The following is a 24743-nucleotide window of genomic DNA, read 5'->3' as shown; positions in this document are numbered from 1 at the left end:
CATCCTCCCGCCCGCTCGGCCGTTTCCGGCTCTTTCGAACCCCAAGCAAAACAGGATTCTGGTATTCTTACAAAGAGATTGTTGTACCGCAGACATAGCCAAAAGCTATGCCTTGGCTTTGGCCTCTCGGCTTGCGGTCTCCGCTGCGCAAATCGCCTTCAGCGCGTTGATGATCCCCGCGGCCGCCGGCGACACCCAAGCGTCCTTGCGTGTGATCACCCCGGCGTCGCGCGTCAGCGCAAGCTCGGGAACATTGAGCATGACGAGGCCGTCGCCCTCCGGGGTCTGGAGCGTTTTGGACACTGTGGTGGCGAGCGCGTCGGACTGCCGGAGGACGTTGAGTTGAAGCGCGACCGATCCGCTCTCGAGCATACTTTTCGGCGGCGGCAGATCATTGGCGATGAACAGCGAGTCGAGCCGCCGATGGGCGCGCGTCGCATGCGGTGGCTTGATCCAGGGATATTGCAACAGATCGCTCATTTTGACCCGCCGGCGTTGGGTCAGCGGATGACCGCGGCGGCAACAGACGCCGAGCCGATCGGATGTCAGCGTCAGGGTTTCGAATTCCCGCCGGTCCTCGGGCGAGGGAATTTCGGCGACGACGAAGTCGAGTTCGGCTTGCCTCAGCGCACGGAGCAGCGACTCGTCGAAACCGGCCTCGACGCGGACGCGGATCGACGGATGGGCCGAGATCGTGCGCGCGAGCGCCGCCGGAAGATATCGTCGAAGCCACGTCGGGCCGGCACCGATCACGACGGTCCCGATGGCGCCGGAACGCTGCGCGGCAATCTCGTGACCGGCATCCTTCATCTGGACATGCACAGCCTCGGCGTGGCGCAGCAGCGTGGTCCCGAACGACGTTAGTGCCACGCCGCGTGGCAAGCGCTCGAACAATTTGACGCCGAGCTGCTCCTCGAGCAACTTGATGCTCTTGGTTAGAGTGGGCTGTGCAATATTGAGATCGGCTGCGGCAAGCGAGATGTTCTTGCGTTGCGCGACTCGGAGAAAATATTCGAGCTGTCGGAGGTCCATTGCTGCTCACGCTGAGGGAGATCTTGTCGTAGCTAACAACCAGGTGGCATGCGCTCGCTAAGTTCGCTCTCGCTTGCTTACACCAGTGGGGATCTAGCTTCTGCACCAAGGCGGCAGGCGTTATAGCCGATGCACGGCAGGACCCCATAGAAGGGTAGTTATTGGCGTAAAGCAGACGCCGATTGATCAGCCTCGATCTTCTTGGCTGGAGCTAGCTCAAACTTCCTTTAATGGCTGAGAGCGAGAGTTAAATTGTTTCAAATAGTTAGGTGGGGTGTGTACACCGGAAGATCAAGAAATTCTGTATCCGCTATTGCAAGCGAGCTCCGGAAATGGGGAGCGGGTGGTAGCCCCCCCTCGCTGATCGCGGCGGCTCGCGGGCGAGTTCATGAAGCCGATGCGGCGCCCGGTTGCGTTGATAATCTACTGCCTTGGATTAAGTACACTATTCAGGCCATCACCGATCAGGTTGAAGCCGATTACAAGAGCGATGATTGCGAGACCAGGCCAGAATGCCATCCATGGCGCCTCGCTGAGGAACTGCCTGGCTACATCGAGCATGGCGCCCCAAGAGGGAGCCGGAGGCAACTGACCAAGACCAAGAAAGGCGAGGCTCGCCTCGGCCAAGACTGCAATCGCCATCGTGAGGGTCGCCTGGACGATTGTCGGTGCGAGCACATTCGGCAGTACCTGCCCGGTCAGGATAGCGAAATTATCAAGCCCTTGAGCGCGAGCTGCCGCGATGTAGTCCTCGGTGCGGACAACCAGTGTCTCGGCGCGTGCAACGCGGACGAAAACTGGAATCGCGGAAACGCCGATTGCGATCATCGCATTCTGGAGGCTAGGACCCAGGAATGCGGCCAGCGCAATCGCGAGCACGAGAAACGGGCACGCGAGGAGAGCATCTGCAATGCGCGAGATCACCATATCGGCGACACCACCGAAATAGCCAGCAATGAGACCGAACGGAAGGCCGATCAGCACCGCAACAGTCACGGAAACCATGCCTGCGGCGAGCGATGCCTGTGTTCCGAAAATCACCCGAGACAGCACATCGCGGCCGAGGTCATCCGTGCCAAACCAATGCTGTGCATTCGGGGCAGCACGAATCGCCATCCAGTCCGGCGAATTCGGGTCATAGGGCGAGATCCATGTTGCGAACACCGCCAGCACGACGAAGAACAGGATGATCGCGCCCCCGATCATGGCGGACGGCTCGCGCAGCAAGCGACGAATTTCCGAGCGCTTGCCTGCGCGCATCTGAGCGGAGACCGGCGCTGTCTCAATCGTGCTCACGATCTGAGCCTCGGATTAAGCAGCACATAGGCCACATCGGCAATCAGGCTCATCAGGAGAAATATTGCCGCCGTACAGAGAACGACGGCCTGAACCACAGCATAATCGCGGCTGAACACCCCATCGACGACCATTTTGCCGAAACCGGGGATCGAAAAGACCTGCTCGGTCAACACCGCGCCGGCCAGTAACTCGCCAAATTGCAACGTGCCCAGCGTGACCACCGGGATCAGCGCATTCGGCAGTGCATGGTGCAGCACGATGGTGCTTTCGCGGACGCCTTTCGCGCGAGCGGTGCGGACATAGTCCTGCTTCATCGCCTCGATCATCGCGCTGCGCACATGGCGCATCATGATCGCCGCTGTGCCCGTGCCGAGCACCAAAGCAGGCATAAGCATCGAAATCAGGTTGCGGCCGACACTTTCAGAAGGCGGAACAAAACCTCCGGCCGGCAGCCAGCCGAGGTTCACCGAGAATAGAAGGATCAACATGATCCCCAGCCAGAAATGTGGAATGGAAAGTCCAGCGAGTCCGAAAAGACTGGCACCATAGTCGAGTGGCGTCCCGCGTCCCAGCGCTGCGAAGATCCCGATCGGCACCCCGACGAGTAGCGCGACCAGCATCGACAGGATCGCGAGCTCAATGGTCACCGGCAGTTTTTCCACCAGCATGGTGCCGATCGGCAGTCGGGTGCGGACGGAAGTGCCGAAATCGCCGTGCGCCAGGGCTTTTAGCCAGATGGCATATTGCACCGGAATCGGATCATTGAAGCGATACTTCTGCCGAAGATATTCGACGACCTCGGGATTGCGCTCTTCCCCGGCCAGCGCCAGCGCCGGGTCGCCGGGTAGCAGCTTCTGCAAACCGAACACCATCATCGACACGAGCAATAAGGTCGGTAGTAGGACGGCAAGGCGACGCAGAAGCAGGGTCTTCATTGGAGCAGATTGGTCCTCACCTGAGGAAGGCGCGAGACGTTGCGCATCAATTCACTGGCTTGACACCCACCAGGCGCAAGAGCCCGTCCGGTACCATGACGATCCCACCGACCGATTTGCGGGCAGCAAAGAACCAGTTGGGGTGATAGAGGGGAATTGACGAGAGCGCCGTTAGGTAAATGTCAGTCGCTTTCGCATAGAGAGCCTTGCGCTTGGCTTCGTCGGCCTCGCCTCGCGCCTCAGTCAGGATCGCATCGAGATCCTTGTTGCAGTATTTGTTGACGTTCTGAGAGCCTGCGCAACTGAAGAATGCGACCAGTGTTGGGTCCGGGTCAGCACGGCCGCTCCAGTTGCCGATGTAGGCTTCGAAATTGCCGTTCATGTAGCGCTCGATAGCGGTGGTCGTTTCCATAGGCAGCAGTTTCACGTCGAAGCCGGCCTCGGCCGCCATCGACTGCATGATCTGTGCGACCCGGGAGTCGCCGGCCGTATTCTCGTACTGAATTTCGACAGGGACGCGGGTCATTCCGGCTGCGGCAATCAATGCCTTGGCTTTGGCAACGTCGCGAGCCGGCGCCTTGTGGGCTGTATCGTAGAACGGAGATGACGGGGGTATCATCTGATTGTCCGCCAGGAACTCGCCGTTGAAGGCAACGCGATTGATGACATTGCGATCGATCACAAGCTCAAAGGCCTGCCGTAGCGTCGCGTTCTTGCCGAGTGGTGTATCGGCCTTCGCGCCTGCGCCGACATTGAACATCAGATGCGAAACCGCAAGCCCCTTTCCGGAGTGCAGAGTGAGGTTGGGATCGTCGCGCACGGTCTTGAGATCAGTGGGCGCGACGCGTTCCGCGAGCTCAAGATCGCCCGCTCGCACCCGCGACAATCGCACGGTTGAGTCAGGCACGTAGTAGTAGACGACTTCGTCGTAGCCGACCGCTCCAGCGTTCCAGTAGCCAGGATACTTCTTGAGGCGAATGAGGTCACGCGACTTGCGCTCGACAAATTGATACGGACCCGCACAGACCGGCGCGGTTGCAAAATCGCCGGCTTTCTCCGTGGCGGCCTTCGGAGATACCATCATGCCGGCACGATCGCTGAGATTGGCAAGTAGAGGCACGAATGGTTCCGACAGATTGAACTTGACCTTGTCGGCCGCAAGGGCCTCGACGCTCACGATCGGCGCCAGTTCGGCCTTGCGCTTCGAATCCGGCATCGTCTTCATGCGCTCGATGTTGAACTTGACCGCCGCCGCATCAAACGTGGCGCCATCGTGGAACGTGACGTTCTTGCGCAGTGTAAAGGTGATCGACTTGCCATCCGCGGCCCACTCCCACGCCTCTGCCAGCTGTGGCGCGATCTTGAGGTCGGGGGAGATATCGACAAGCTTGTCGCACAGCGCCGCAAACACGAACCGGCCGGAATAAGTGCCGCTGAGTGCCGGGTCGAGCGCATCGGGATCGTCCTGAATGCCGACCCGCAGTGTTGCGGCGCTGGCCGAGACAAGGCCCGATCCGATCATCAGAATTGCCGCCAATGCCGTCCCCATCCGCTTCATACGGAATTCCTTCCTTCCAAGGCTTCTCTATCGAGGCTCTGCTGTCGACGGAGGAGACAAGCACACCAATCTCAATTTGTAAACATGTCGAACGAATTAGCCTTTGGTACGCAATAATGTTGTACGAAATGTCCCGTTGACGACGGCAAGACCGCTCCTATTCCCTCTTGACGTGAGGGGTGCGTGATCGTTAGTTCGAGAAGCTGACGAATTGGATTGAGCTTATATGCAAGACGCCCCCTCGTCGCCCGTCGCGCGACAACAATCCGTGCGCCTAGTCGTCGAGCGCCTGCTGCGTGATCGTGCGGTCTCGCGCGCCGAGCTCTCTCGCAGCACAGGCCTGTCCAAACAGACAATTTCCGAAGTCATGCGCGATCTCGAACGGGACGGCTGGGTGCGCGAGGACGGGCAAATCCAGGGCAGTGTGGGCAGAAGTGCAGTCACCTACGCGCTGCGGCCCGACGCTGCGTTCGTGCTGGGCGTCGACCTTGGCGGCACGAAACTGCACGTCGCGCTTGCCGATCTGCAGGGAGAGATCGTCGCCGAGAGCATCGAACCGACCTCCGGCGACGGTGGCGCTGCCGTGGTCACTCAGATCGGGCGCATGCAAGAGTCTCTTCTCCAGCGTGCATCTGTACCGGCGCAGCGTTTGCGTGGTGGCGTGATGGGGAGTCCGGGCATCATTGACCCGGCCTCGGGCAGCATCGTCATCGCGCCAAACATCCCCGGACTGGATAGCCTGGATGTGCGGGCTGCATTGCGCGAGCGACTCGGCATCGACGTCGCGATCGAGAACGACGTCAATCTTGCCGCGATCGGCGAGCACTGGCGCGGCAACAGCCGCAACGCCCGCAGCTTCGCCTTCATCGCCGTCGGCACCGGTATCGGCATGGGCATCTTTTCGGACGGATATCTTGTGCGCGGCGCGCGTGGCGCGGCGGGCGAGATCGCTTACCTGCCACTTGGAGGCGACCCCTACGATACGCGCGGTCTCCGGTTGGGCACGCTGGAAACCGCAATCGGCAGCGTCGGGATTGTCGAGCGCTATCTCGGACTTGGTGGTGTCCCAGGCGGCACGGCGCGCGATGTCTTCGATCGGCTCGAGACCGACGAGGCGGCACGAATAACAATCGACGAGGTCAGTCGCATCCTTGCGAGTGCGATTCTGGCCGTGCACAGTATCCTCGATTCAGAAATCATCATTATGGGTGGTAGCATCGGCGCGCGGCCCGAGTTGAAGCTGCGGATCGATGAGTATCTCGGACGATGCATGCGCGAGCCTGTTCGTATCGAGCTCAGCGCGCTCGGCAATCGCGCCACGCTGATCGGCGCAGTCGGTAGTGCGATAGACCTCGTGCACCGCTCGCTGTTTGGCATCGGCAGGGACGCGGGCCCGCTAGCACTTCCCGCGGTGGCGGCAAATGTTGCGGCATGACAGAATATCCGCCGAGGATTGAGGTTGTCGGCAATGCGGATGCCGTCGCGGAGCGCGCGGCCGCAATTGTCGTCGCCCAGCTGCTGCGCGCTCGACAGCCGGTTACTCTTGGTCTTGCGACCGGCGCAACAATGACGCCGCTTAATGCCCTTCTTGTCGCCGCGACACGCGCCGGCCTGATCTCATTCCACGCGGCATCGAGCTTCAACCTCGATGAATATGTCGGCGTCGCACCGCAATCGCGGGGAAGTTTCCATGCTTACATGCAGGAGCATTTGTTTCGGCACGTGGATATGCCGGCCGAAAGGGCCAGAATCCCTGACGGCATGGCCAACGACGTCGCCGCCGAGGCGATCACAATGGGGATCGCGACGATCCTGGACGCGCGAAGGATCCCTCTGGTTGCAGCAGGGCCGGAGAAGGCAGCCGCAGTCGCGGCGGCGGTCGAGGGCTCCATTGGGACGGCTTGCCCCGCATCCGCACTTCGGCTGCACAACAACGTCGATGTCCTTTGCGATGAATCGGCGGCCGCCGCGCGTGTGAATCGGCCTCAAACCAACGAACGGAGAAGGGCATGAGCTGGGGACAGCGCGATTTCATGGTGCCGGGACGCTCTCTGGCGGTCGGCGACCGGGGCATGGTCGCGGCCTCTCACCCCGCAGTCACGTTGGCTGCGGTCGAAATCCTGCGTAGCGGCGGCAACGCCGTCGACGCCGCGATTGCTGCGATCGCCCTTCAGGGCGTCATTGATCCGCACATGACCGGCATCGGTGGTGACTGTTTTGCGATTTATGCTCCCGCTTCAGGCAAACCCGTCGCCATCAATGGTTCGGGCAGAGCGCCGGCGAAGGCAGAGCTGGGCTGGTTCCGGCAATTGGAATTGGCGTCGATTCCTGATGACACGCCCCATGCCGTCACAGTTCCCGGGGCGGTCGATGCCTGGTGCCGACTCTCCGCCGATTATGCTTCAAAAGGTCTGGACGAGATTTTGGCACCGGCGATCCGCGCGGCCGAGAAAGGCTTCGTGGTGACTCCGCGCGCTGCACTGGACTGGGCACGCTATGCCAATCGCATCGAACGGCATCAGACCGGTGTGCCTATATATATGCCCGGTGGCGCTGCGCCCGTCGTCGGCGCAAAGCTTAGCCATCCGGCCCTCGGCGCAACGTTGCGTCGGATCGCTCGTGAGGGACGAGCCGCATTTTACGAAGGTGCCATTGCTGAAGAAATCGTCTCAATTTTGAAGGCGCTGGGCGGACTGATGGAGCTCGAGGATCTGGCGAGTGCCCGGTCGGAATACGTGACGCCTATCAGTGCCGACTATCGTGATCACCAAATCTGGCAATGCCCGCCGAACGGGCAAGGCGTGGCAGCGCTGTTGATCGCCCGAATCCTGGCCGGCTTCGACATGGCCGATCCCGCGCTCGGCGACGCGGACCGCATCCATCTTCTTGCCGAGGCGACCAAGGCGGCTTACCGTCAGCGCGATGCGCTCGTCGCGGATCCCTCTTTCCGCCCGTTCGATATCGACGCACTGCTCTCGGAGGGATCGGTCGCGACCTTACGCTCCCGCATCAGGCGCGAGTGTGCGAGCGCACCGACCAACTTCGACATGCCCGTTCATCGTGACACAGCCTACGTTGCCGTCGCCGATCGCGACGGCAACATGGTGTCTCTCATCAATTCGCTGTTCTTTGCTTTCGGAAGCGGCATCTACGCTCCTCGCTCGGGCGTGCTATTGCAGAATCGAGGCTCGGGATTCGCGCTCGTCGATGGGCACCCCAATGCCATTGCGCCACGAAAGCGTCCATTCCACACTATTATTCCTGGTCTATTGGCAAGGCGCGACAAGCCGGTCATGGCTTTTGGCGTAATGGGCGGACAATATCAGGCGACAGGACATATGCAGATCCTGAGCGGCATGCTCGACCGCGGTTGGGACATTCAGCAGTCCTCGGATGCACCGCGCAGCTTTGCATTCGACGGTGCGCTGGCGCTCGAACCCACGGTTCCCGCCTCGGTCGCTGATGATTTAGTCGGTCGCGGCCATCGTGTGATCTGGGCCGACGAACCCTTGGGAGGCTGTCAGGCCGTACACATCGATGTGTCCCGGGGCGTCATGTTCGGGGCGTCGGATCATCGCAAGGATGGCATCGCGTTGGCGGCGTGATCGGGAACGAGGATGGATCGCAATGTTGGATCGGACAAAATGAACGACATGGTCGAACCGATCCTATCTATCGAACAGCTGACACTGGCGCTCCCCGCCGGCGCTGATCGTAGCTTCGCCGTCCAAGACGTCTCCCTTGCCTTGCACGCGCGACAGATACTCTGTGTTGTCGGCGAGTCCGGCTCGGGCAAATCGGTCTGCGCCTCTGCCGCGATGGGCCTGCTGCCGCAAGTCATCCGCCCAGTCGCAGGGGCCATTCGGTTCGAAGGGCGCGATTTGCTGAGGCTGGCGCCCAAAGAATGGCGGACGTTGCGCGGGCGGCGTATTGCGATGGTCTTCCAGGAGCCGATGACTGCGCTCAATCCTGTTATCAAGATCGGTGATCAAATCATGGAAGCGTTCGAGGCGCACGAGCAGCTCACGCCGCGTGAACGGCAGGTGCGCGTGCGCGCACTCCTCGAGGAGGTGGGCTTGCGCGATCTGGACCGAATCATCCGCAGCTATCCGCATCAGTTGTCGGGCGGGCAACGTCAGCGCGCCATGATAGCAATGGCGCTGGCGCTCGAGCCGTCCGTTCTGGTGGCAGACGAGCCGACAACGGCGCTAGACGTCACCACACAAGCGCAAATCCTTCGGCTCATCCGCGACATCCAGCGGCGGCGCGGCATGGCGGTGCTTTTCATCACTCATGATTTCGGCGTCGTCGCCGACATAGCAGACCGCGTCGCGGTCATGGAGAAGGGGCGGGTCGTTGAAGAGGGGCCGGTCGAAAACGTTTTAAGGCGCCCAAAGGATCCCTATACACGTCGGCTGCTCGCGGCCATACCCAGCGGGGTTCCGCCAGTTCGGGCGCAAGTCACGGACGAGCCAATTGCCTGCGCCACGACCGGGCTTGCAAAGACGTACCGAGGTGGCGCGTGGTTCGGGGTGCAGACCGAGGTCGCGGCCGTCAAGGGCGTGAGCTTCGAAATCCGGCGAGGCGAGACGCTTGGCCTGGTCGGAGAATCGGGCTCGGGCAAGAGCACGATCGGACGCTTGGTGATGCGTCTCACCGACGCCGATGCAGGGGTGGTCCGCATCGGCGAACTTGATTTCTCCGAGGCTCGCGGAGCGCGTCTGCGGGCCGCTCGCAAGCACATACAAATGATTTTCCAGGATCCGTTTGCCTCGCTCAATCCGCGCCGCCGCGTCGGACGGACCATCGCCGACGGTCCAATTGCGCACGGGGTTCCGGCAGCACAGGCCTTCGCTCGGGCCGAGGAGCTTTTGGCCCTCGTCGGGCTCGATCCGGCCGCAGCGCGCCGCTTTCCGCATGAATTTTCCGGTGGGCAGCGCCAGCGAATCGGCATCGCGCGCGCGCTGGCGCTCGACCCAGAGGTATTAGTCGCGGACGAACCTGTATCGGCGCTCGACGTCTCGGTCCAGGCGCAGGTGCTCGCCCTGCTCGAGACGCTGAAGGAGAAGCTGCGGCTGGCGGTGCTGTTCATCACCCACGATCTCAATGTCGCGGCCCAGGTCTGTGATCGGATCGCCGTCATGCGCCTTGGCGAAATCGTCGAGATCAGACCGACCGCAGACCTGCTCAATCGGCCGGAGCATCCTTATACGCAGGCATTGCTGGCCGCGATTCCGGGGCGGCAACCCAAAGTGCCGAACTGATCCCATGCCATCATTGAAAGAGGTCTGATATGCAGAAGCTTACCGAACTTCCGATACTGCGTGTCGGGCTCATCGGTAGTGGCTTTATCGCCGCGTTCCATCTGCAGTCCATGCTCGGCGTCCGCAATGTCAGCGTCGGCGGCGTGTACAGCCGCTCTGCTGAGCGTCGTGAGCGTATTGCGGACAAGGCGCGCAGTCTTGGCCTTGGACAGGCGCCTGTGTTCGGCAGCATCGAGGCGATGGCCATGTCCGGCGAGGTCGATGCGCTTTGGCTGCTGACGCCGAACGACACTCGTCTCGACATCATGCGCGAGATTCACCGTGTGACCAAGGCTGGAGCTCCTCTGCGGGCCGTTGCCTGCGAAAAGCCGTTGGCTCGTACCCTCGCTGAAGCGCGGGAAATGCGCAGGCTCGCCGAAGATGCCGGCTTACTCCACGGTTATCTGGAGAACCAGATATTTTCGACTGCGGTGATGCGCGGCAAGGACATCATCTGGCGGCGGGCCGTGCCCGGGAGCGGTCGCCCTTATCTCGCTCGTGCGACAGAGGAGCATTCCGGGCCGCACGAGCCGTGGTTCTGGCAAGGCGAAAAGCAGGGCGGCGGCGTGCTTTCCGACATGATGTGCCATTCGGTCGAAGTCGCGCGCTTCATGTTGACCGCGCCCGGTGCAAAGCGCGGGTCCTTGCGCCTGATCAGCGCAAGTGCCACGACGGCCAATCTCAAATGGACGCGGCCTCGCTATGCCGCCGATCTCAAGACGCGAATGGGCGTCGACTTTGCGAAGCGTCCTGTCGAGGATTTCGCGCGCGGCATCCTCACGATGGAAGATGCCGATGGGCATCAATTGATGATCGAGGCGACGACTTCCTGGGCCTATGTCGGCGCTGGCCTGCGTATCCAGCTCGAGTTGCTCGGCCCCGAGTATTCAATGGAGTTCTCGTCACTTTCGACTGGGCTCAAGGTCTTCCTGTCGCGCACGCTCACCGGGTCGGAAGGCGAGGATCTCGTCGAGAAGCAGAATGCCGAACAAGGCCTGATGCCGGTGGTCGAGGACGAAGCTGGCATCTACGGTTATACGGACGAAAACCGTCATATGGTCGAAGCATTTAGGCTCGGTGCGAGCCCTAGTGAGACCTTCGATGACGGAGTCGGGGTTATGGAAATGCTCATGGGCCTCTATCGCTCTGCGGAGCTCGGTCGGAGCGTGCATTTTCCGGATCCTGAGCTCGAACACTACGTGCCGCTAGTGGCTCGGTGACGGTAGGACACCAGCGTGCTAGCGTCGAATGAGTGAGAGCCGGTGATACAGCTTAACTGACGGGGCCACCGTTCAGCTCAAAGCTGAATTTAGGGCAGCTTTACTGTACGCAAGTAGACGAGCTCAGGAGCCGTTATCCCTAACACTCCACTGGAGATAGAGATCAGCTCCTGAAGGCGCATTCGTATCTTTTGAAAGGCCTCCAGGCTCGAGCGAGCCCCGCGTTTGTGAACTTGCTCAGGAGATCTTCCAAAACGTGGTACGTTACTAGGAGCGTATAGAGCCCGTGCGCCCAGCTCGACTCGGTGCTGCCATAAAAGGTCCGACGAACAAGCAGCTTGCGTGCGAAGTTTACCGCCTCGGCCCTCTTCATCCCCGCCTTGGCAGACATTTCAACCGCGACCTGGAAGAACTCGCTGCGGACGACAAGAACTACCGACGAGATTAGCGAATGATGTCGTTTATTGGCCCATCAGCGAAGTGGCGGCAGTCTCAATGAGGTCCGTTCCGTGGGGAGTAGCGCGCTTGATTTGCTCGCGTGGAGTTCTTCGCATTTTGACGATTGAGACATTGGCGCGGGGCTTCTGTCCCGCGCTTGGGACCACGGCGGCTCTTCGCTTTCCCCGGCTGGCCGTGGTGGATCGTGACGCCGCCCTTTATCGGTGATCCGCCACCCACCGTTCAGGCGCTCAACTAGACCTTGAGAAAAGATATTCAGAACCGGTACACGAGAAGCTAGGCGTTTGGTACGCTCGGTCCAGTCGCTGCCGCTGGTTGGCCAAAATCGCCATGTCGCGCTTGAGATCGGCCATCACGGCGAAACCGCCGGGATGGCTCACCAAAATCTTCAGGACGGTGAGCGCTTATGGAAGCACGGCCTGCCGCGGCAGAGAATACGCTGGGGCCAGTCCCATTCGTCAGGGGTGCCCCTGCAATTCGCGGTCGAGAGGAGCCGGTGTCGCGAACGCCGCGAGCGACGGCGCGCCTCCCGGCAGCGAGTACGGGCGAATGCCTCCTAACGAAACTGGGGCGCCCCTTCAGGTGTGGGGATCTTCGCCGCGTGCAGGTCAACTTTGGATATCTCTGAGGTGAGCCACGGCTGGGCCTCCAGGCCTAAGCGAAATTTCGCCAGGTGAAGCTGTCGGGCCTCTCGCATAGACGACGGGAGGAAGCCGAGGCGCTCTAGCACAAGCCGCACTTCCTCAATGCCATCGAAGCCGAAGGAAAGCTGTTCTTGCGGCGGGGCGCGCAACAATATCGCAACGAATTGGGTGAATGACCGTGAACAAAACGGGACGGAAGGCCACGGTGAGAAAAATCAACAACTTAGAAGACGTTCACTACGTTCGGGGCGAAGGGGCTGCACTCGTCAGATCGCGACTTGAATCGAATGTTGGTATCGGTGGTTGCGCCTCCCCGATTTGAACCTATTGATCGATGACCTTGTAGTCGCAGTTGACCCCCGAAAGTCAGAGTGTGCGCGTGTTCAGTTATCAGGCATCGCAACGACTATGATCGTGCGACGAATGCCCATTTTCGGTCAGATAAGCCCAGTGGTGCGACCAGTAAGTCATTGATTGTTCTGAACCCGTGGCTGTCTCTTAATCAGCGGGTCCCAGGTTCGAGCCCTGGTGCGCCCACCAAGCTTTTCAATAGCTTATGGGTCTTTCGCGGTCGTCATTCCGACGGGCGGTTCGTGGCTATTCCGACAAACCGGCTGCCTTTGTTCTTTGTTCTCGCCGCTTCTTCGTGCCCGAAATTAGCTGTTTCCGTGTGCGTTTCGCATAGGTCGGCAGCTGCCGCGATGACCGGTGGCGGCCTGCGGCTCTGAGCTCAGCGTCCGTTAGATCGCTGTCTGCCCCCTCGGTAAAACCGCCGTGGCGGAACGAGGTGACGTTCTTCCCGCAGACCGGCGGCGCGAACGATCTTTTTCACGACCTCCCGCAGGTAGCGAAGATCCTGCCTGGCTGTGATCCATGGCCGCTCGGTAGGCGACCTCCGGTGCTTATGGTCGCGCCGAAAGACGAGCCCGGTGACGATGGTCTGCCTGATGTCGTCAAGTTCTGCCATCAGCTCGGGAAACAAGGTCTCGCCGGGAGATCAAGAAAGTCCTGCGGGTCAATTCGTCTGCGCGTTTTCCGCGAGGCGTCCCGAGCACCATCGTGTTTCGCGATGGACGATTTCCGCATCGAGCATTCCCACCTTGCGATGCAGGGCCTAGCGTTCCTGGGTGCCAGGGAGCGCATTGAGCGGGGAACCATGACAAAACATTTTACACTTTCGGAGCGCTGTCGGGTGGATCGGCGCTGGCTACTCGGTGTTCTCGCCGGGTTTGTGCTGGCAGGCACTGCTTCCGTTGCGGTTGCCCAAACCGCCAAGGAAACCATCACCGTTTATACCGCGCTGGAGAAGGAGCAGCTCGCTCCGTACAAGGCGGCCTTCGAAAAGGCCCATCCCGACGTCGAGATTTCCTGGCTGCGCGACAGTCCGGGTATCATACTTGCGCGCCTGCTTGCCGAGAAAGATAACCCGCGTGCCGATGCCGTCTGGGGCGTGCCGCTGATGCACCTCGTCAGTCTCGAAAAGCTTGGCATGCTCGAGCCTTATGCGCCAAAGGAGTACGAGAAGCTGAAGCCCCGCTTCCGCGATAGCAAGAACCCGCCGTCCTGGACCGGCATGGACACCTGGATGAGCCTGATCTGCTTCAACACGGTCGAGGCGAAGAAGCGCAACATTCCGGCGCCGGAGACATGGGCTGATCTTGCCAAGCCCGTTTACAAAGGCCAAATCACCATGCCCAACCCGGCTTCGAGCCACACGGGTTACATGGCCATCAATCACTGGAAGCAGTCGATGGGCGACAAGGCATGGTCCTTCATGGACGGACTGCACGAGAACATCGCGCTCTATACCCATTCCGGCTCGAAGCCTTGCAAGATGGCAGCGACCGGTGAGTACGTGATCGGTATCTCGACCGATATCACCTCACCGCAGCTGAAGGCCAAGGGCGCGCCCATCGACATCATTTTGCCCAAGGACAAGACCGGCTGGGACATCGAGGCTACCGCCATCATCAGGGGCACGAAGAAACTCAAGGCTGCGCAGGCGCTCGCCGATTTCTCTGTGAGCAAGGAGGCCAACGACCAGTACAACAAGTTCATGGCGATCGTGGCCTATCCTGGCGAGTTTCCAACGCCTAAGGCCTACCCGTTAGGCGCGGAAGCGGCCATGGCCGATCAGGACTTGACGGCGAGCGCGCTCGACCGCGAGGCGCTGACCGCCGAATGGGTCAAGCGTTACGACGGCAAGTCCGAGCCGAAGAGCAATTAAAACCCTCGACGCGAGGGGCGACGGAGCCGTCACCACCAGTTCTCCTCCTGTTTGCCCGGCGCGCATGAGTTAAAAGCGCGCTGGGCCATCTGATGTCATCCGGATCCCAATGGTTTCTTCTTCGGGCCAAAGCGCGCCGCTGCTCACGATCCGCGGCCTGGGCAAGACCTTCGGCCGCCATGCCGCATTGAAGGCGATCGACCTCGAGATACATGAGGGCGAGTTCGTGAGCTTCCTCGGGCCTTCGGGCTGTGGAAAGTCGACGCTGCTGCGTATCATCACCGGTCTGGAACAGCCGAGCGTCGGCGCGATCATTCATGACGGGCGCAATATGTCGGAGCTCTCGGCAGCCGAGCGCGGCTTCGGCATCCTGTTCCAGTCTTATGCACTCTTTCCGAACCTCACCGTTCGCCAGAACATTGCCTACGGCCTGACGGCGAGAGGGCAGGCTGCCAACGCGCGTGTCGCGGACTTGCTTGATATGGTCGGTCTGCCGGACACCGCCGGCAAGTATCCGTCACAACTTTCAGGGGGACAGCAGCAGCGCGTCGCTCTGGCGCGCGCGCTCGCGCCGAGCCCGAAGCTGCTCCTTCTTGACGAGCCGTTGAGCGCCCTCGACGCCAAGGTCCGCGTCCATCTGCGCGAGCAGATCAAGGACTTGCAGCGACGGCTCGGCATTACCACCATCATGGTTACGCACGATCAGGAGGAAGCGCTCTCCATGGCCGACCGTATCGTGGTGATGAACCACGGCACCGTCGAGCAGGTTGGAACGGCCGCCGAGATCTACAGCCATCCCGCGTCGCTCTTCGTGGCGGGTTTCGTCGGAAAGATGAACGTGTTGTCGGGACGAATATCCGGCATGCGGTTCATGCCGCAAGATGCGTCGGCTACGCTTGAACTTGCGTTAGGTGACCGGGATGGCGCGGCCAAACTCTGTGTTCGGCCCGAAGATGTCCAGCTCTCGGCTCTGGCGCGGACACACGCCATCAACGGCGCATCCGCGTTAGTAATTGCCGTGGAATTTCTCGGTGCTTTCACCCGCCTGCGCCTCGTTGTACCGGCCTGGGGCGGCGTGGAACTCACGGCGGAGGTTGCTGCCCGCCAGATGCGTGAACTCGCGATCGGGCCGGGAGCCGCAGTGTCGGTGGCGCTCGATCCCGTGTGCCTGCAAGTGCTACCGGTCGCCGCCGATGCGTGACACCATCGCGCGAGACCGTCGGCGTCGGCCGCCCCTGCTTTCCGAGTCCGTGCTGCGGCTTATCCTGACAGCTATCTTGCTCTTGGTGTTGGTCGTGTTGGTGCTGTTGCCAGTTGGCGCCATCCTCGGCAAAAGTCTCGGGGATCAGAACGGCGCCTTTGTCGGCCTCGCCAATTTCCGGGACTACCTCGCCAATCCCTCGCTCACGCGCTCGATCGGCAACAGCCTGCTGCTCGGCCTGCTGACGACGGCGATTACGGCGTCGCTGGCTTTTCTCTACGCTTATGCGCTCTCGCGTAGCTGCATGCCCTTGAAGCCGTTGTTTCGCGGTATCGGGCTTCTGCCGATCCTCTCGCCCTCGCTGCTGCCGGCGATCGCGCTCATCTATCTTTTTGGCAACCAGGGCCTTCTCAAGGGTCTCCTCGGCGGCGGCTCGATTTATGGGCTGTCTGGTATCGTCTCGGCGCAGGTATTTTACTGTTTCCCGCACGCGCTGATGATCCTTGTCACAGCGCTCGCTCTCTCGGATGCGCGCCTCTACGAGGCGGCCGAGACGCTCGGCGCATCGCGCTCTCGCATGTTCCGCACGATCACGCTGCCGGGCGCACGTTTCGGGTTGATCAGCACCGTCTTCGTCGTCTTCACCATCGCCGTCACCGATTTCGGCGTGGCAAAGGTGATCGGCGGGCAGTTCAACGTCCTTTCGATCGACATCTACAAGCAGGTCATCGGCCAGCAGAACTTCCGCATGGGCGCCGTTGTCGGCGTGCTGCTGCTATTGCCGGCGGTTCTGTCCTTCGGTGTCGACCTCTACGTCCGCCGCCGGCAAACATCGATGCTGGGGGCACGTGCCGTCGTCCTGGTACCTACGCCTCGCCGTGCCTTCGACCTCGCCATGCTGGCGGCTGCGAGCGTGATCGCGGCGTTCATCCTTTTGCTCGTCGGTACCGCCTCGTTCGCTTCCTTCGTGTCCTTCTGGCCCTACGATCTCAGCCTTACGTTGAAGAACTACGATTTCGCATCCTATGACGCCGCCGGCTGGTCGTCCTATGCCAACAGTCTGAAGATGGCGGCGCTGACTGCGCTGATCGGCACGGTCTGCGCCTTCGGTGGTGCCTATCTGGTCGAGAAGGGTCCGGGGCACGCGCTGCCACGCGCGCTTTACCGCGGCCTTGCGACGCTGCCGCTCGCCGTTCCGGGACTCGTGCTAGGCCTCGGCTACATCTTCTTCTTCAACAGCGCGGCGAACCCGCTGAATGGCGTCTATGGCGGCCTGTCGATCCTCGTGATGGCGTCGGTTGCGCATTATTATACCGTGCCGCATCTGATGGCAGTGACGGCGCTGAAGCAGATCGACAATGAGATCGAGGAGGCGGCGGCGGCCCTCGGCGTTGCCTTCTGGCGAACCTTCGCGCGGGTCACGCTGCCGATCTGCACGCCGACGGTCATCGACATCGCGACCTATTTCTTCCTCAACGCCATGACCACGATCGGCGCGGTCGTCTTCCTCTATGCCCCCGCAACCAAGCTGGCCTCCGTCGCGGTGGTCGAGATGGACGACACAGGCGATACGGCCGCTGCTGCCGCTATGGCTTTGATGATCCTGCTGACGGCAGCGGCGGTAAAGCTCATCCAGTTGTTCCTGACCTCGGTGATCGTCGCTCGGACCCAGGCCTGGCGCCAGCGCGGCGAGGGAGACTTGATCGACGACGTTGGACATGCTTCATCGGTGGCTTGACAGTGCGAACCCCGGGACCCGCGATGCGGCAATACACGGGAGCTCCGGAGCCGATCCGGATCAATGTCAGCTCCCGCATCGACCTTCTGACGCTGAGGCTCTTCGTCGCAATCGTCGAGGAGCGCAGCATTGCGCGCGCTGCAGATCGCGAGGGTATTGCCGCCTCCGCCGTCAGCAAGCGCATCGGGGATCTCGAGCAGGCTCTGCGCACGGAGCTGCTGCTCCGCCATCGCCAGGGCATCGAGCCGACAGCCGCCGGTCAGGCGCTCTTCCAGCATGCGCGGCTCATCATGCGCAATCTGGCGGAGCTGGAGGCCGAGCTCGTTGATTTCTCGGCAGGCACACGCGGGCAGGTTCGGATCTGGGCAAATGAATCGACGCTATTCGGTTTCATCCCAGAGCAACTCGCGGGATTCGCGGAGCGCTATCCGCAGGTGCGTGTCGAACTGCAGTCCAATCTCAGCCCGATGAATATCCAGGCAGTCATGGACAACAGCGCCGACATCGGCATCTTCTCCGGTGATCTGCCCACCGGCGAACTCGTGGTTCATTCCTGTTTCAAGGACAGGCTCGTCGTAGTTGTGCCGGCCGGACACACTCTGGCAAAACGGGATGGTGTTGGTTTCGCCGAGTTACTCGGCTATGACCTGATCGAGCAGGAGCCGCGCAGCTCGATCCAGACCCTCTTGCTGAAGAACGCCGGTGAGCTCGGCAACATCCCGCGTTCGCGCGTCCGGGTTGGTGGCTTTGATGCCGTCTGCCGCATGGTGGAGGCCGGGCTCGGGCTCGGCATCATCCCCGACCGACTGGCGGCCAAGCTCGGTCCCGTAATGGATATCGCGATCGTCGCGTTGGAGGAGGACTGGGCGGTTCGCGAGCACAAGATTTGCGTGCGCAACGATGCCGAGATCCCGGTAGCGACTCGCCTGCTGCTTCGCCATCTGCTCGAGGCCGCTCAAGCATCGTGAGCCACGCCGCTCGCTTGGCGAACGACGACTTCCGCCCGCCGTTCCGGCTTTCTATCCCAAGGGCGAAGCCGCTTCAGGCTTCGCTTGACTGGGAGCGTGCGTCGTGTCCGGGACGATGTTCGAGAAGATCTGGGACCGCCATACGGTCTACGAGCGGCCGGACGGGCAGACGCTCCTCTATATCGATCGGCACTATGTTGGCGACGATCTGCCGCTCGAGGCCTTCGAGACCTTGCGGCGCAAGGGGCTCAAGGTTCGCCGGCCCGATCTGACCTTCGCCATGCCGGATCACTATGTTTCGACCCGCGGCCGCAGCCTTGCCGATACGGTCGATGCCGAGCGCCGCGGACTGATCGAGGAACTCGTCCGCTTCACGGCGGAGAACGGGATCTTTCTTTTTTCACTCGACGATCCCAGGCAGGGCATCGTCCATGTCGTTGGGCCAGAGCAGGGGCTGAGCCAGCCGGGCATGACGATCGTCTGCGGGGATAGCCACACGTCGACCCATGGCGCGCTCGGCGCGCTCGGCTTCGGCATCGGCGCCGCCGAGGTCAGCCATGTCTTCGCCACGCAGACGCTCTGGCAGCGCAAGCCGCGCACCATGCGCGTGACGGTGAGCGGTTCGCCCGGGCCGGGCGTGGTCGCCAAGGATGTCGTCATGGGCATCATCGCCCATATCGGCGTTGCGGGCGCGGCCGGCCATGTCATCGAATATGCCGGCAACACCATTCGCGGCCTCACAATGGAAGGCCGCATGACCCTGTGCAACATGTCGATTGAGGCCGGCGCGCGGGCCGGGATGGTGGCGCCCGACGCTGCGACCTTCGCCTATCTCAAGAGCCGCCCCTTCGTGCCGAAGGGAGCGCAATGGGAGAATATGGTCGCTCGCTGGACAGCGCTGGCAAGCGAGGCGGACGCGGTCTTCGATCACGAGGTCGCGCTCGAGGCCGCCGAGTTCGCGCCGATGGTCTCCTGGGGCACGAGCCCCGAAGATGCGGGGCCGATCACCGGCCGGGTGCCGGATCCTCGCGGTATCGTCGATCCTCAGAAGCGAGCCCGGATCGAGAAGGGCCTCGCTTATATGGGACTAGACGCCGGCACGGCTCTGGAAGGACTGCCAGTCGACCGCGTCTTTATCGGCTCCTGCACCAATGGCCGCATCGAGGACCTGCGCATGGCCGCTTCCGTGCTGCAAGGGCGACGCACGGCAGTGCCGACGCTGGTCGTGCCCGGATCCGGGCAGGTGAAGGCGCAGGCCGAAGCTGAAGGGCTCGACCGCATCTTCCTCGACGCCGGCTGCGAGTGGCGCCATGCTGGCTGCTCGATGTGTCTCGCCATCAACGGCGACATGCTCGCTGAAGGCGAGCGTTGCGCTTCCACCACCAATCGCAACTTTGTCGGACGGCAGGGGCGGGGCTCCCGTACGCATCTCATGAGCCCGCCGATGGCTGCTGCCGCCGCCGTCGCCGGTCGCATCGTCGATGTCCGCGAACTGGGCGGAGCATGAGCATGGAGCCCTTTACCCGCATCACGGCCGTGGCCGCTCCCATTGAGGGAACCGATATCGACACGGACCAGATCCTCCCGGCCCGCTTCATGCACAAACGTCGCGTCGACTACGGACAGTACTGCTTTCACGACCAGCGCTTCGACTCCACTGGAAAGCCGCGCACCGAGTTCGTGCTCAACCAACCCGGCTTCCGGCAACCGGCGATTCTCGTGGGAGACCGCAATTTCGGCTGCGGCTCATCGCGCGAGCAGGCCGTCCACACGCTTGCCGATTTCGGTATCCGCAGCGTCATTGCCGTCAGCTTTGGTGACATCTTCCAGACCAACTGCCTCAAGAACGGCCTTCTGCCCATCACGCTGCCGGAGGAGGCGGCGTGGGCGCTGCGCGCGAGCCTCGCGGCCTCTCCCGGCCGCCCGCTTACGGTCGATCTTGAAGCCGAACTGGTGATCGAGGTCGACGGCACCGCGCACCCATTCTCGGTCGATCCATTCGGCAGGACCTGTCTCCTCGCCGGGCTCGACGAGATCGACTACACGCTGACATTGCTGGGCCGGGTCAGCGATTTCGAGATCGAACGGGAGTGACGGCGCAGTCCGCTCCCGTCCTTTTCACTGGCACATCGGAGATATCCATGAAGGTTGCAGTCCTGCCCGGCGACGGCGTTGGGCCCGAAGTAACGCGTCAAGGCGTCAAGGTCCTGCGAGCCGTCGCGGAACATTATGGCCTCGCTATCGAACTGAAAGAAGCACTGATCGGAGGGTGCGCTTATGAAGCGCACGGTCACCCACTGCCGGCAGACACGCTCACGCTTGCGCGGGAAGCTGATGCCATCCTGTTCGGCGCCGAGGGCGGCTTCCAGTACGAGACGCTGCCGCGCGGCCTGCGTCCTGGCGACGCATTGCTGACGCTGCGCCGCGAACTCGATCTCTTCGCCAATTTCCGACCAGTCGTCACGTGGCCAGAACTCGTCGGCGCCACGACATTCAAACCGGAGGTCGTCGACGGTGTAGATCTGACGATCCTGCGCGAGCTGACTAGTGATCTCTATTTTGGTGAGCCCCGCGGTATCGAGATTTTGCCCGACGGTTCGCGCCGTGGCGTCAACACGATGAGCTATACGGAAGCCGAGATTCGCCGGATCGCTCATGCCGGCTTCCGCGCAGCTCGGGCTCGCCACGGGAAGCTCTGTTCAGTGGACAAGGCCAATGTGCTTGAGACGATGGAGCTCTGGCGGGAAATCGTGACCGATGTTGGCAGCGAGTATCCGGACGTTGAACTGAGCCACCTCTATATTGATGCAGCGGCGATGGCGCTGGTGCGCACGCCCAAGGCGTTCGACGTCATTGTCACCGCCAATCTGTTTGGTGACATTCTCTCCGACGAGGCGTCGATGCTCGTCGGGTCCATCGGTATGCTGCCCTCGGCCTCTCTCAACGCGTCCGGCAAGGGCTTGTTCGAGCCCGTACATGGTTGCGCTCCTGACATCGCTGGTAAGGACATCGCGAACCCGCTGGCGGCCATCCTTTCAGTCGCGATGATGTTGAGGCTGAGCTTTGGCCACGAGAATGCCGCTGCTGCCGTAGAAAGCGCAGTGCGCAAGACCTTGGCAGAGGGCTACCGCACATTCGACATTGCCTCATCCGGCGAAGCCGCAATTGGTACGGAGGAGATGGGTGACAGAGTGCTGCGCGCTTTTTCTGTTGGTTCGTAGCTGACCCGGACCGCGTCTGATTGAAATAGCGGCAGTGGCCGGCGCGGTATCCATCGGCCCGGCTTCCGTCGGACGGCTTGCCCGACCGCAGAATTGAAATACGAGGGAATCTTGCTGCGTTTTTTCTCCGCTGCCGAGGTCGAGGCCGGTCTCGACTATCCGCGACTGATCGATGCACTGTCCGAAACCTTTCGACGCGGCGGCGAGGCCATGCCGGTCCGGCAAAGCCATGAGGTCGGAGCGGCCGGCGCCCCTGGCCATCTGCTTCTGATGCCGGCCTGGCAGCGCGGAAAGGTGCTGGGCGTTAAACTCGTGACGGTCTTTCCCGGGAATGCTTCGCGTGGCCTCGGTGCGGTGTCCTCTCTCTATGTTCTGCTCGATGGAGTAACCGGTCAGCCGTGCGCGATGATAGACGGCGAGACGTTGACCAATCGTCGTACGGCGGCTGCATCCGCGCTCGCATCGCGACATCTCTCTCGCGAAGACGCCGATACGCTGCTGGTTGTTGGGACTGGCCGCGTTGCCGCGTGCCTGCCAGCTGCGCATCGGGTCGTGCGGCCGATCAGGCGGGTGCTTGTCTGGGGTCGAAACCCGGAGCGAGCTTCGACACTTGCAGCAGAATTCTCCCGTCAAGGATTCGAGGCGCAGGGTGTCGCCGATCTGTCGGGGGCGGTAGCCCAGGCGGATATCGTTAGCTGCGCCACGACATCGACCCAGCCACTGGTCATGGGCCAAGATCTGAAGAGCGGAACTCATCTCGACTTCGTCGGTTCATTTACGCCAAAAATGCGCGAGACTGATGATGAGGCCGTCTGCCGTAGCCGCGTTTTTGTCGACACCTGTGGCGGCGCACTGGCCGAGGCTGGTGATCTCCTCCAGCCCATCTCGGCCGGCTGCTGGCAAGCTCATCAGGTCTGTGGCGACCTTCACGAGCTAACTTGTGGGGCCCGGCCTGGCCGTATCGACAAGGAAGAGATCACACTCTTCAAGTCGGTCGGGACTGCGATCGAAGACCTTGCGGCCGCATCGCTCCTTGTTGGTATCCCCCCTGATGATCCGCCGCAGCGCCTCTGGTGCTGATCGAAGCCGAGCTCGCGCGCCTCGCTTCATTCGACCGGCACTTCCAAACTTGTCGGGGACGTTGCGTTCGCCGAAGCCAGCAAACGTGCCAGCCACATAACGCCCGTGCCAGGCGGCGTTGGCCCGATGACCGTCGCCTACTTGCTCGCGAACACGATTGCTGCAGCAGTTTCTCGTCGAGGATTGTCGCTGGCTGTGAACCCCGACGGTTACCAGGACCGGTCCTCGCCGAAGGTCGGCCTCGAGCGCAAGAACCTGCAGGCGGATCTGGAGCGGGCAGTCGAGTGCGATTTGCGCGTCACCGGCGCCTGACGGGTTCTTCGCGCAGCCGCTCAGTGCGTGGTGCTTGGCCGAAGCGCGCACGATAAGTGCGAGAAAAATGACTCGCGCTGGTAAAGCCGCAGGCCATTGCGATCTCAAGTACAGAAAGACTGGTTTGCCGGACCAGATCGCGAGCGCGATCGAGCCTTAAGGCAAGATAGTGCTCGCCTAGCGAGCAACCAAGATGCTGGCGGAAAAGTCGCTCGAGGTGTCGAAGCGATACGTCGGCAAGGCGTGCTAATTCCTGTCGCTGCACCGGATTTTCGATGGTTTGCTCCATCCGGCCGATCACGCGCAGCAGCGGCGCGTGCGCGATGCCAAGGCGTTCTCGCAATGGCATTCGCTGAGGGCCGGTCCCTTCGCGAACATGAGTCTGCAGGAACCATTCGCTAACCGCCACCGCCAATTCACTCCCGTGCTCGTGAGCAATGACTGCATGCATCATATCGAGTGGCGCGGTGCCTCCGCTTGACGTCAAGCGATCACGGTCGATCTCGTAGAGTGAGCGTCGCAGATCGAGTTCTGGATAGTCTTCGACGAACGCGGGTGCATGCTCCCAATGAATGGTGAAGCGGTAGCCGGTCAGTACCTTTGCTCGTGCGAGAATGTAGGGCCCGCCTGATACCCCACCTATCGTGACGCCGCGCCGGGCGAGCTGCCTCAGCCAAGCGAAGGTCGGGGCATGTCGGAACAGAGCTGGGTTGCCGCCAGCGCAGACGAAGACGTGGTCGAAATGCTCGTTCGTCCCGACGCGATATTCCGTGTGGATCCGCACGCCATTCGAGGCTGCCGCCGGTTCACCGTCGATTGAGATATGGCTCCAGCGATAGAGCGGGCGGCCCGACAGGCGATTTGCCGCACGCAGCGGTTCAATGACTGACACATAGGGCAACATGGCGAATTCGGGGATGAGCAGGAAGCCGACATGAGCCGTCGGCTGCTGACGGGTGTCGCTTTCAGGCAATCGTGAGTCGCTGGCGGTCATGCCGCCGAGACTATGTCGTTCAATCTGTATCGGACAAGCGGGACTTCCGCTTGCCGCCACCATTTCGGACCCGCCGATGCGCTATTCCGTCTTCTCTCTCATCGCCCAGACCTTCAAGGGCCATAGCGGCTGGCAGCCGACCTGGCGCGACGCTGCGCCGAAACCCGAATACGACGTGTTGATTGTCGGCGGAGGTGGCCATGGTCTCGCAACTGCGCATTATCTCGCCAGCCGATACGGCATCAGCAATGTAGCGGTGGTCGAGAAGGGATATATTGGCTCGGGCAACGTCGGTCGCAATACGACAATTATCCGCTCGAACTATCTCCTGCCTGGAAACACTCCTTTTTACGAATTGTCGATGAAGCTCTGGGAGGGGCTTGAGCAGGACCTGAACTACAACGCGATGGTCAGCCAGCGCGGCGTTCTCAATCTCTTTCATTCGGACGCTCAGCGTGACGCCTTCGCTCGCCGTGGCAACGCGATGCGCCTCGCTGGGGTCGACGCCGAGCTCCTTGATCGCGCACAGGTGCGCGCAATGGTGCCCTTCCT

At 61.7% G+C, this 24743-nt stretch carries 19 protein-coding genes and 2 pseudogenes; 15 read left to right on the top strand and 6 right to left on the bottom strand.

The genetic code is table 11. From position 1 onward, the window contains the following. Positions 1 to 105 precede the first annotated feature (105 nt). From SO156_RS16825 to SO156_RS16810, 4 genes are all read right to left on the bottom strand, one after another. On the bottom strand, positions 106 to 1032 hold the full coding sequence (locus SO156_RS16825) for a LysR family transcriptional regulator (protein ID WP_458151269.1): 927 nt from the start codon (positions 1030 to 1032) through the stop codon (positions 106 to 108). 423 nt (positions 1033 to 1455) lie between these two features. Then, a complete protein-coding gene (locus SO156_RS16820; protein ID WP_498535629.1) occupies positions 1456 to 2292 on the bottom strand; it encodes an ABC transporter permease in 837 nt (278 codons plus the stop codon). A 32-nt stretch (positions 2293 to 2324) separates the two neighbouring features. Beyond that, entirely contained in the window at positions 2325 to 3266 is a 942-nt protein-coding gene (locus SO156_RS16815) for an ABC transporter permease (protein WP_498535574.1), read from the bottom strand. A gap of 46 nt (positions 3267 to 3312) precedes the next feature. After that, entirely contained in the window at positions 3313 to 4824 is a 1512-nt protein-coding gene (locus tag SO156_RS16810) for an ABC transporter substrate-binding protein (protein WP_498535573.1), read from the bottom strand. A 226-nt stretch (positions 4825 to 5050) separates the two neighbouring features. Between SO156_RS16810 and SO156_RS16805 the strand changes: the two genes are divergently transcribed. The 5 genes from SO156_RS16805 to SO156_RS16785 are packed head-to-tail and all read left to right on the top strand — an operon-like array spanning position 5051 to position 11347. Beyond that, positions 5051 to 6259: an ROK family transcriptional regulator gene (locus tag SO156_RS16805; protein WP_498535572.1), complete on the top strand. Its 1209-nt coding sequence runs from the start codon at positions 5051 to 5053 to the stop codon at positions 6257 to 6259. Continuing rightward, entirely contained in the window at positions 6256 to 6837 is a 582-nt protein-coding gene (locus SO156_RS16800) for a sugar phosphate isomerase family (RefSeq protein ID WP_498535571.1), read from the top strand. Before SO156_RS16805 ends, SO156_RS16800 begins: the two co-directional genes overlap by 4 nt. Then, complete coding sequence (gene ggt / locus SO156_RS16795; RefSeq protein WP_458151274.1) at positions 6834 to 8429, top strand: gamma-glutamyltransferase; 1596 nt, start codon at positions 6834 to 6836, stop codon at positions 8427 to 8429. Before SO156_RS16800 ends, ggt begins: the two co-directional genes overlap by 4 nt. A gap of 48 nt (positions 8430 to 8477) precedes the next feature. Then, positions 8478 to 10088, top strand: a complete 1611-nt coding sequence (locus SO156_RS16790; protein WP_458151280.1) for an ABC transporter ATP-binding protein — start codon at positions 8478 to 8480, stop codon at positions 10086 to 10088. Between the two features lie 29 nt (positions 10089 to 10117). Further along, positions 10118 to 11347 carry a Gfo/Idh/MocA family protein gene (locus SO156_RS16785; protein ID WP_498535570.1) on the top strand — a complete coding sequence of 410 codons (1230 nt, stop codon included), beginning with the start codon at positions 10118 to 10120 and terminating at the stop codon, positions 11345 to 11347. A 472-nt stretch (positions 11348 to 11819) separates the two neighbouring features. Here SO156_RS16785 and SO156_RS16780 read toward each other — a convergent pair. Beyond that, positions 11820 to 12159: pseudogene (locus SO156_RS16780) on the bottom strand (hypothetical protein). 1483 nt (positions 12160 to 13642) lie between these two features. Here SO156_RS16780 and SO156_RS16775 point away from each other — a divergent pair. From SO156_RS16775 to SO156_RS16735, 9 genes and pseudogenes are all read left to right on the top strand, one after another. Further along, positions 13643 to 14677 (top strand): putative 2-aminoethylphosphonate ABC transporter substrate-binding protein, encoded by a 1035-nt coding sequence (locus tag SO156_RS16775; RefSeq protein WP_498535569.1) that lies wholly within the window; start codon positions 13643 to 13645, stop codon positions 14675 to 14677. A gap of 109 nt (positions 14678 to 14786) precedes the next feature. Continuing rightward, positions 14787 to 15878 carry a putative 2-aminoethylphosphonate ABC transporter ATP-binding protein gene (locus SO156_RS16770; RefSeq protein ID WP_498535568.1) on the top strand — a complete coding sequence of 364 codons (1092 nt, stop codon included), beginning with the start codon at positions 14787 to 14789 and terminating at the stop codon, positions 15876 to 15878. Beyond that, on the top strand, positions 15871 to 17616 hold the full coding sequence (locus tag SO156_RS16765; protein ID WP_498535567.1) for a putative 2-aminoethylphosphonate ABC transporter permease subunit: 1746 nt from the start codon (positions 15871 to 15873) through the stop codon (positions 17614 to 17616). Before SO156_RS16770 ends, SO156_RS16765 begins: the two co-directional genes overlap by 8 nt. A 23-nt stretch (positions 17617 to 17639) precedes the next feature. Then, positions 17640 to 18584 (top strand): LysR family transcriptional regulator, encoded by a 945-nt coding sequence (locus SO156_RS16760; protein WP_498535566.1) that lies wholly within the window; start codon positions 17640 to 17642, stop codon positions 18582 to 18584. Between the two features lie 115 nt (positions 18585 to 18699). Then, positions 18700 to 20091 carry a 3-isopropylmalate dehydratase large subunit gene (leuC, locus tag SO156_RS16755; protein ID WP_498535628.1) on the top strand — a complete coding sequence of 464 codons (1392 nt, stop codon included), beginning with the start codon at positions 18700 to 18702 and terminating at the stop codon, positions 20089 to 20091. A gap of 2 nt (positions 20092 to 20093) precedes the next feature. Beyond that, a complete protein-coding gene (gene leuD, locus SO156_RS16750; protein ID WP_498535565.1) occupies positions 20094 to 20678 on the top strand; it encodes a 3-isopropylmalate dehydratase small subunit in 585 nt (194 codons plus the stop codon). A gap of 47 nt (positions 20679 to 20725) precedes the next feature. After that, positions 20726 to 21805 carry a 3-isopropylmalate dehydrogenase gene (leuB, locus tag SO156_RS16745; RefSeq protein ID WP_498535564.1) on the top strand — a complete coding sequence of 360 codons (1080 nt, stop codon included), beginning with the start codon at positions 20726 to 20728 and terminating at the stop codon, positions 21803 to 21805. A 111-nt stretch (positions 21806 to 21916) separates the two neighbouring features. Continuing rightward, complete coding sequence (lhpI, locus tag SO156_RS16740; protein ID WP_498535563.1) at positions 21917 to 22885, top strand: bifunctional Delta(1)-pyrroline-2-carboxylate/Delta(1)-piperideine-2-carboxylate reductase; 969 nt, start codon at positions 21917 to 21919, stop codon at positions 22883 to 22885. Between the two features lie 36 nt (positions 22886 to 22921). Then, a pseudogene (locus tag SO156_RS16735) lies at positions 22922 to 23197 on the top strand (hypothetical protein); the annotation flags it as partial. On the opposite strand, the gene SO156_RS16730 reads toward SO156_RS16735, so the two are convergent. Beyond that, complete coding sequence (locus SO156_RS16730) at positions 23184 to 24191, bottom strand: GlxA family transcriptional regulator (RefSeq protein WP_498535562.1); 1008 nt, start codon at positions 24189 to 24191, stop codon at positions 23184 to 23186. The pseudogene SO156_RS16735 and the gene SO156_RS16730 sit on opposite strands and share 14 nt — an antisense overlap. 76 nt (positions 24192 to 24267) lie before the next feature. Here SO156_RS16730 and SO156_RS16725 point away from each other — a divergent pair. Next, on the top strand, positions 24268 to 24743 hold a 476-nt coding region (locus tag SO156_RS16725; RefSeq protein WP_498535561.1), incomplete at its 3' end, for an FAD-dependent oxidoreductase.

It is taken from the genome of Bradyrhizobium sp. UFLA05-125, assembly GCF_059803515.1.
This window is presented reverse-complemented; position numbering and strand designations above follow the sequence as displayed.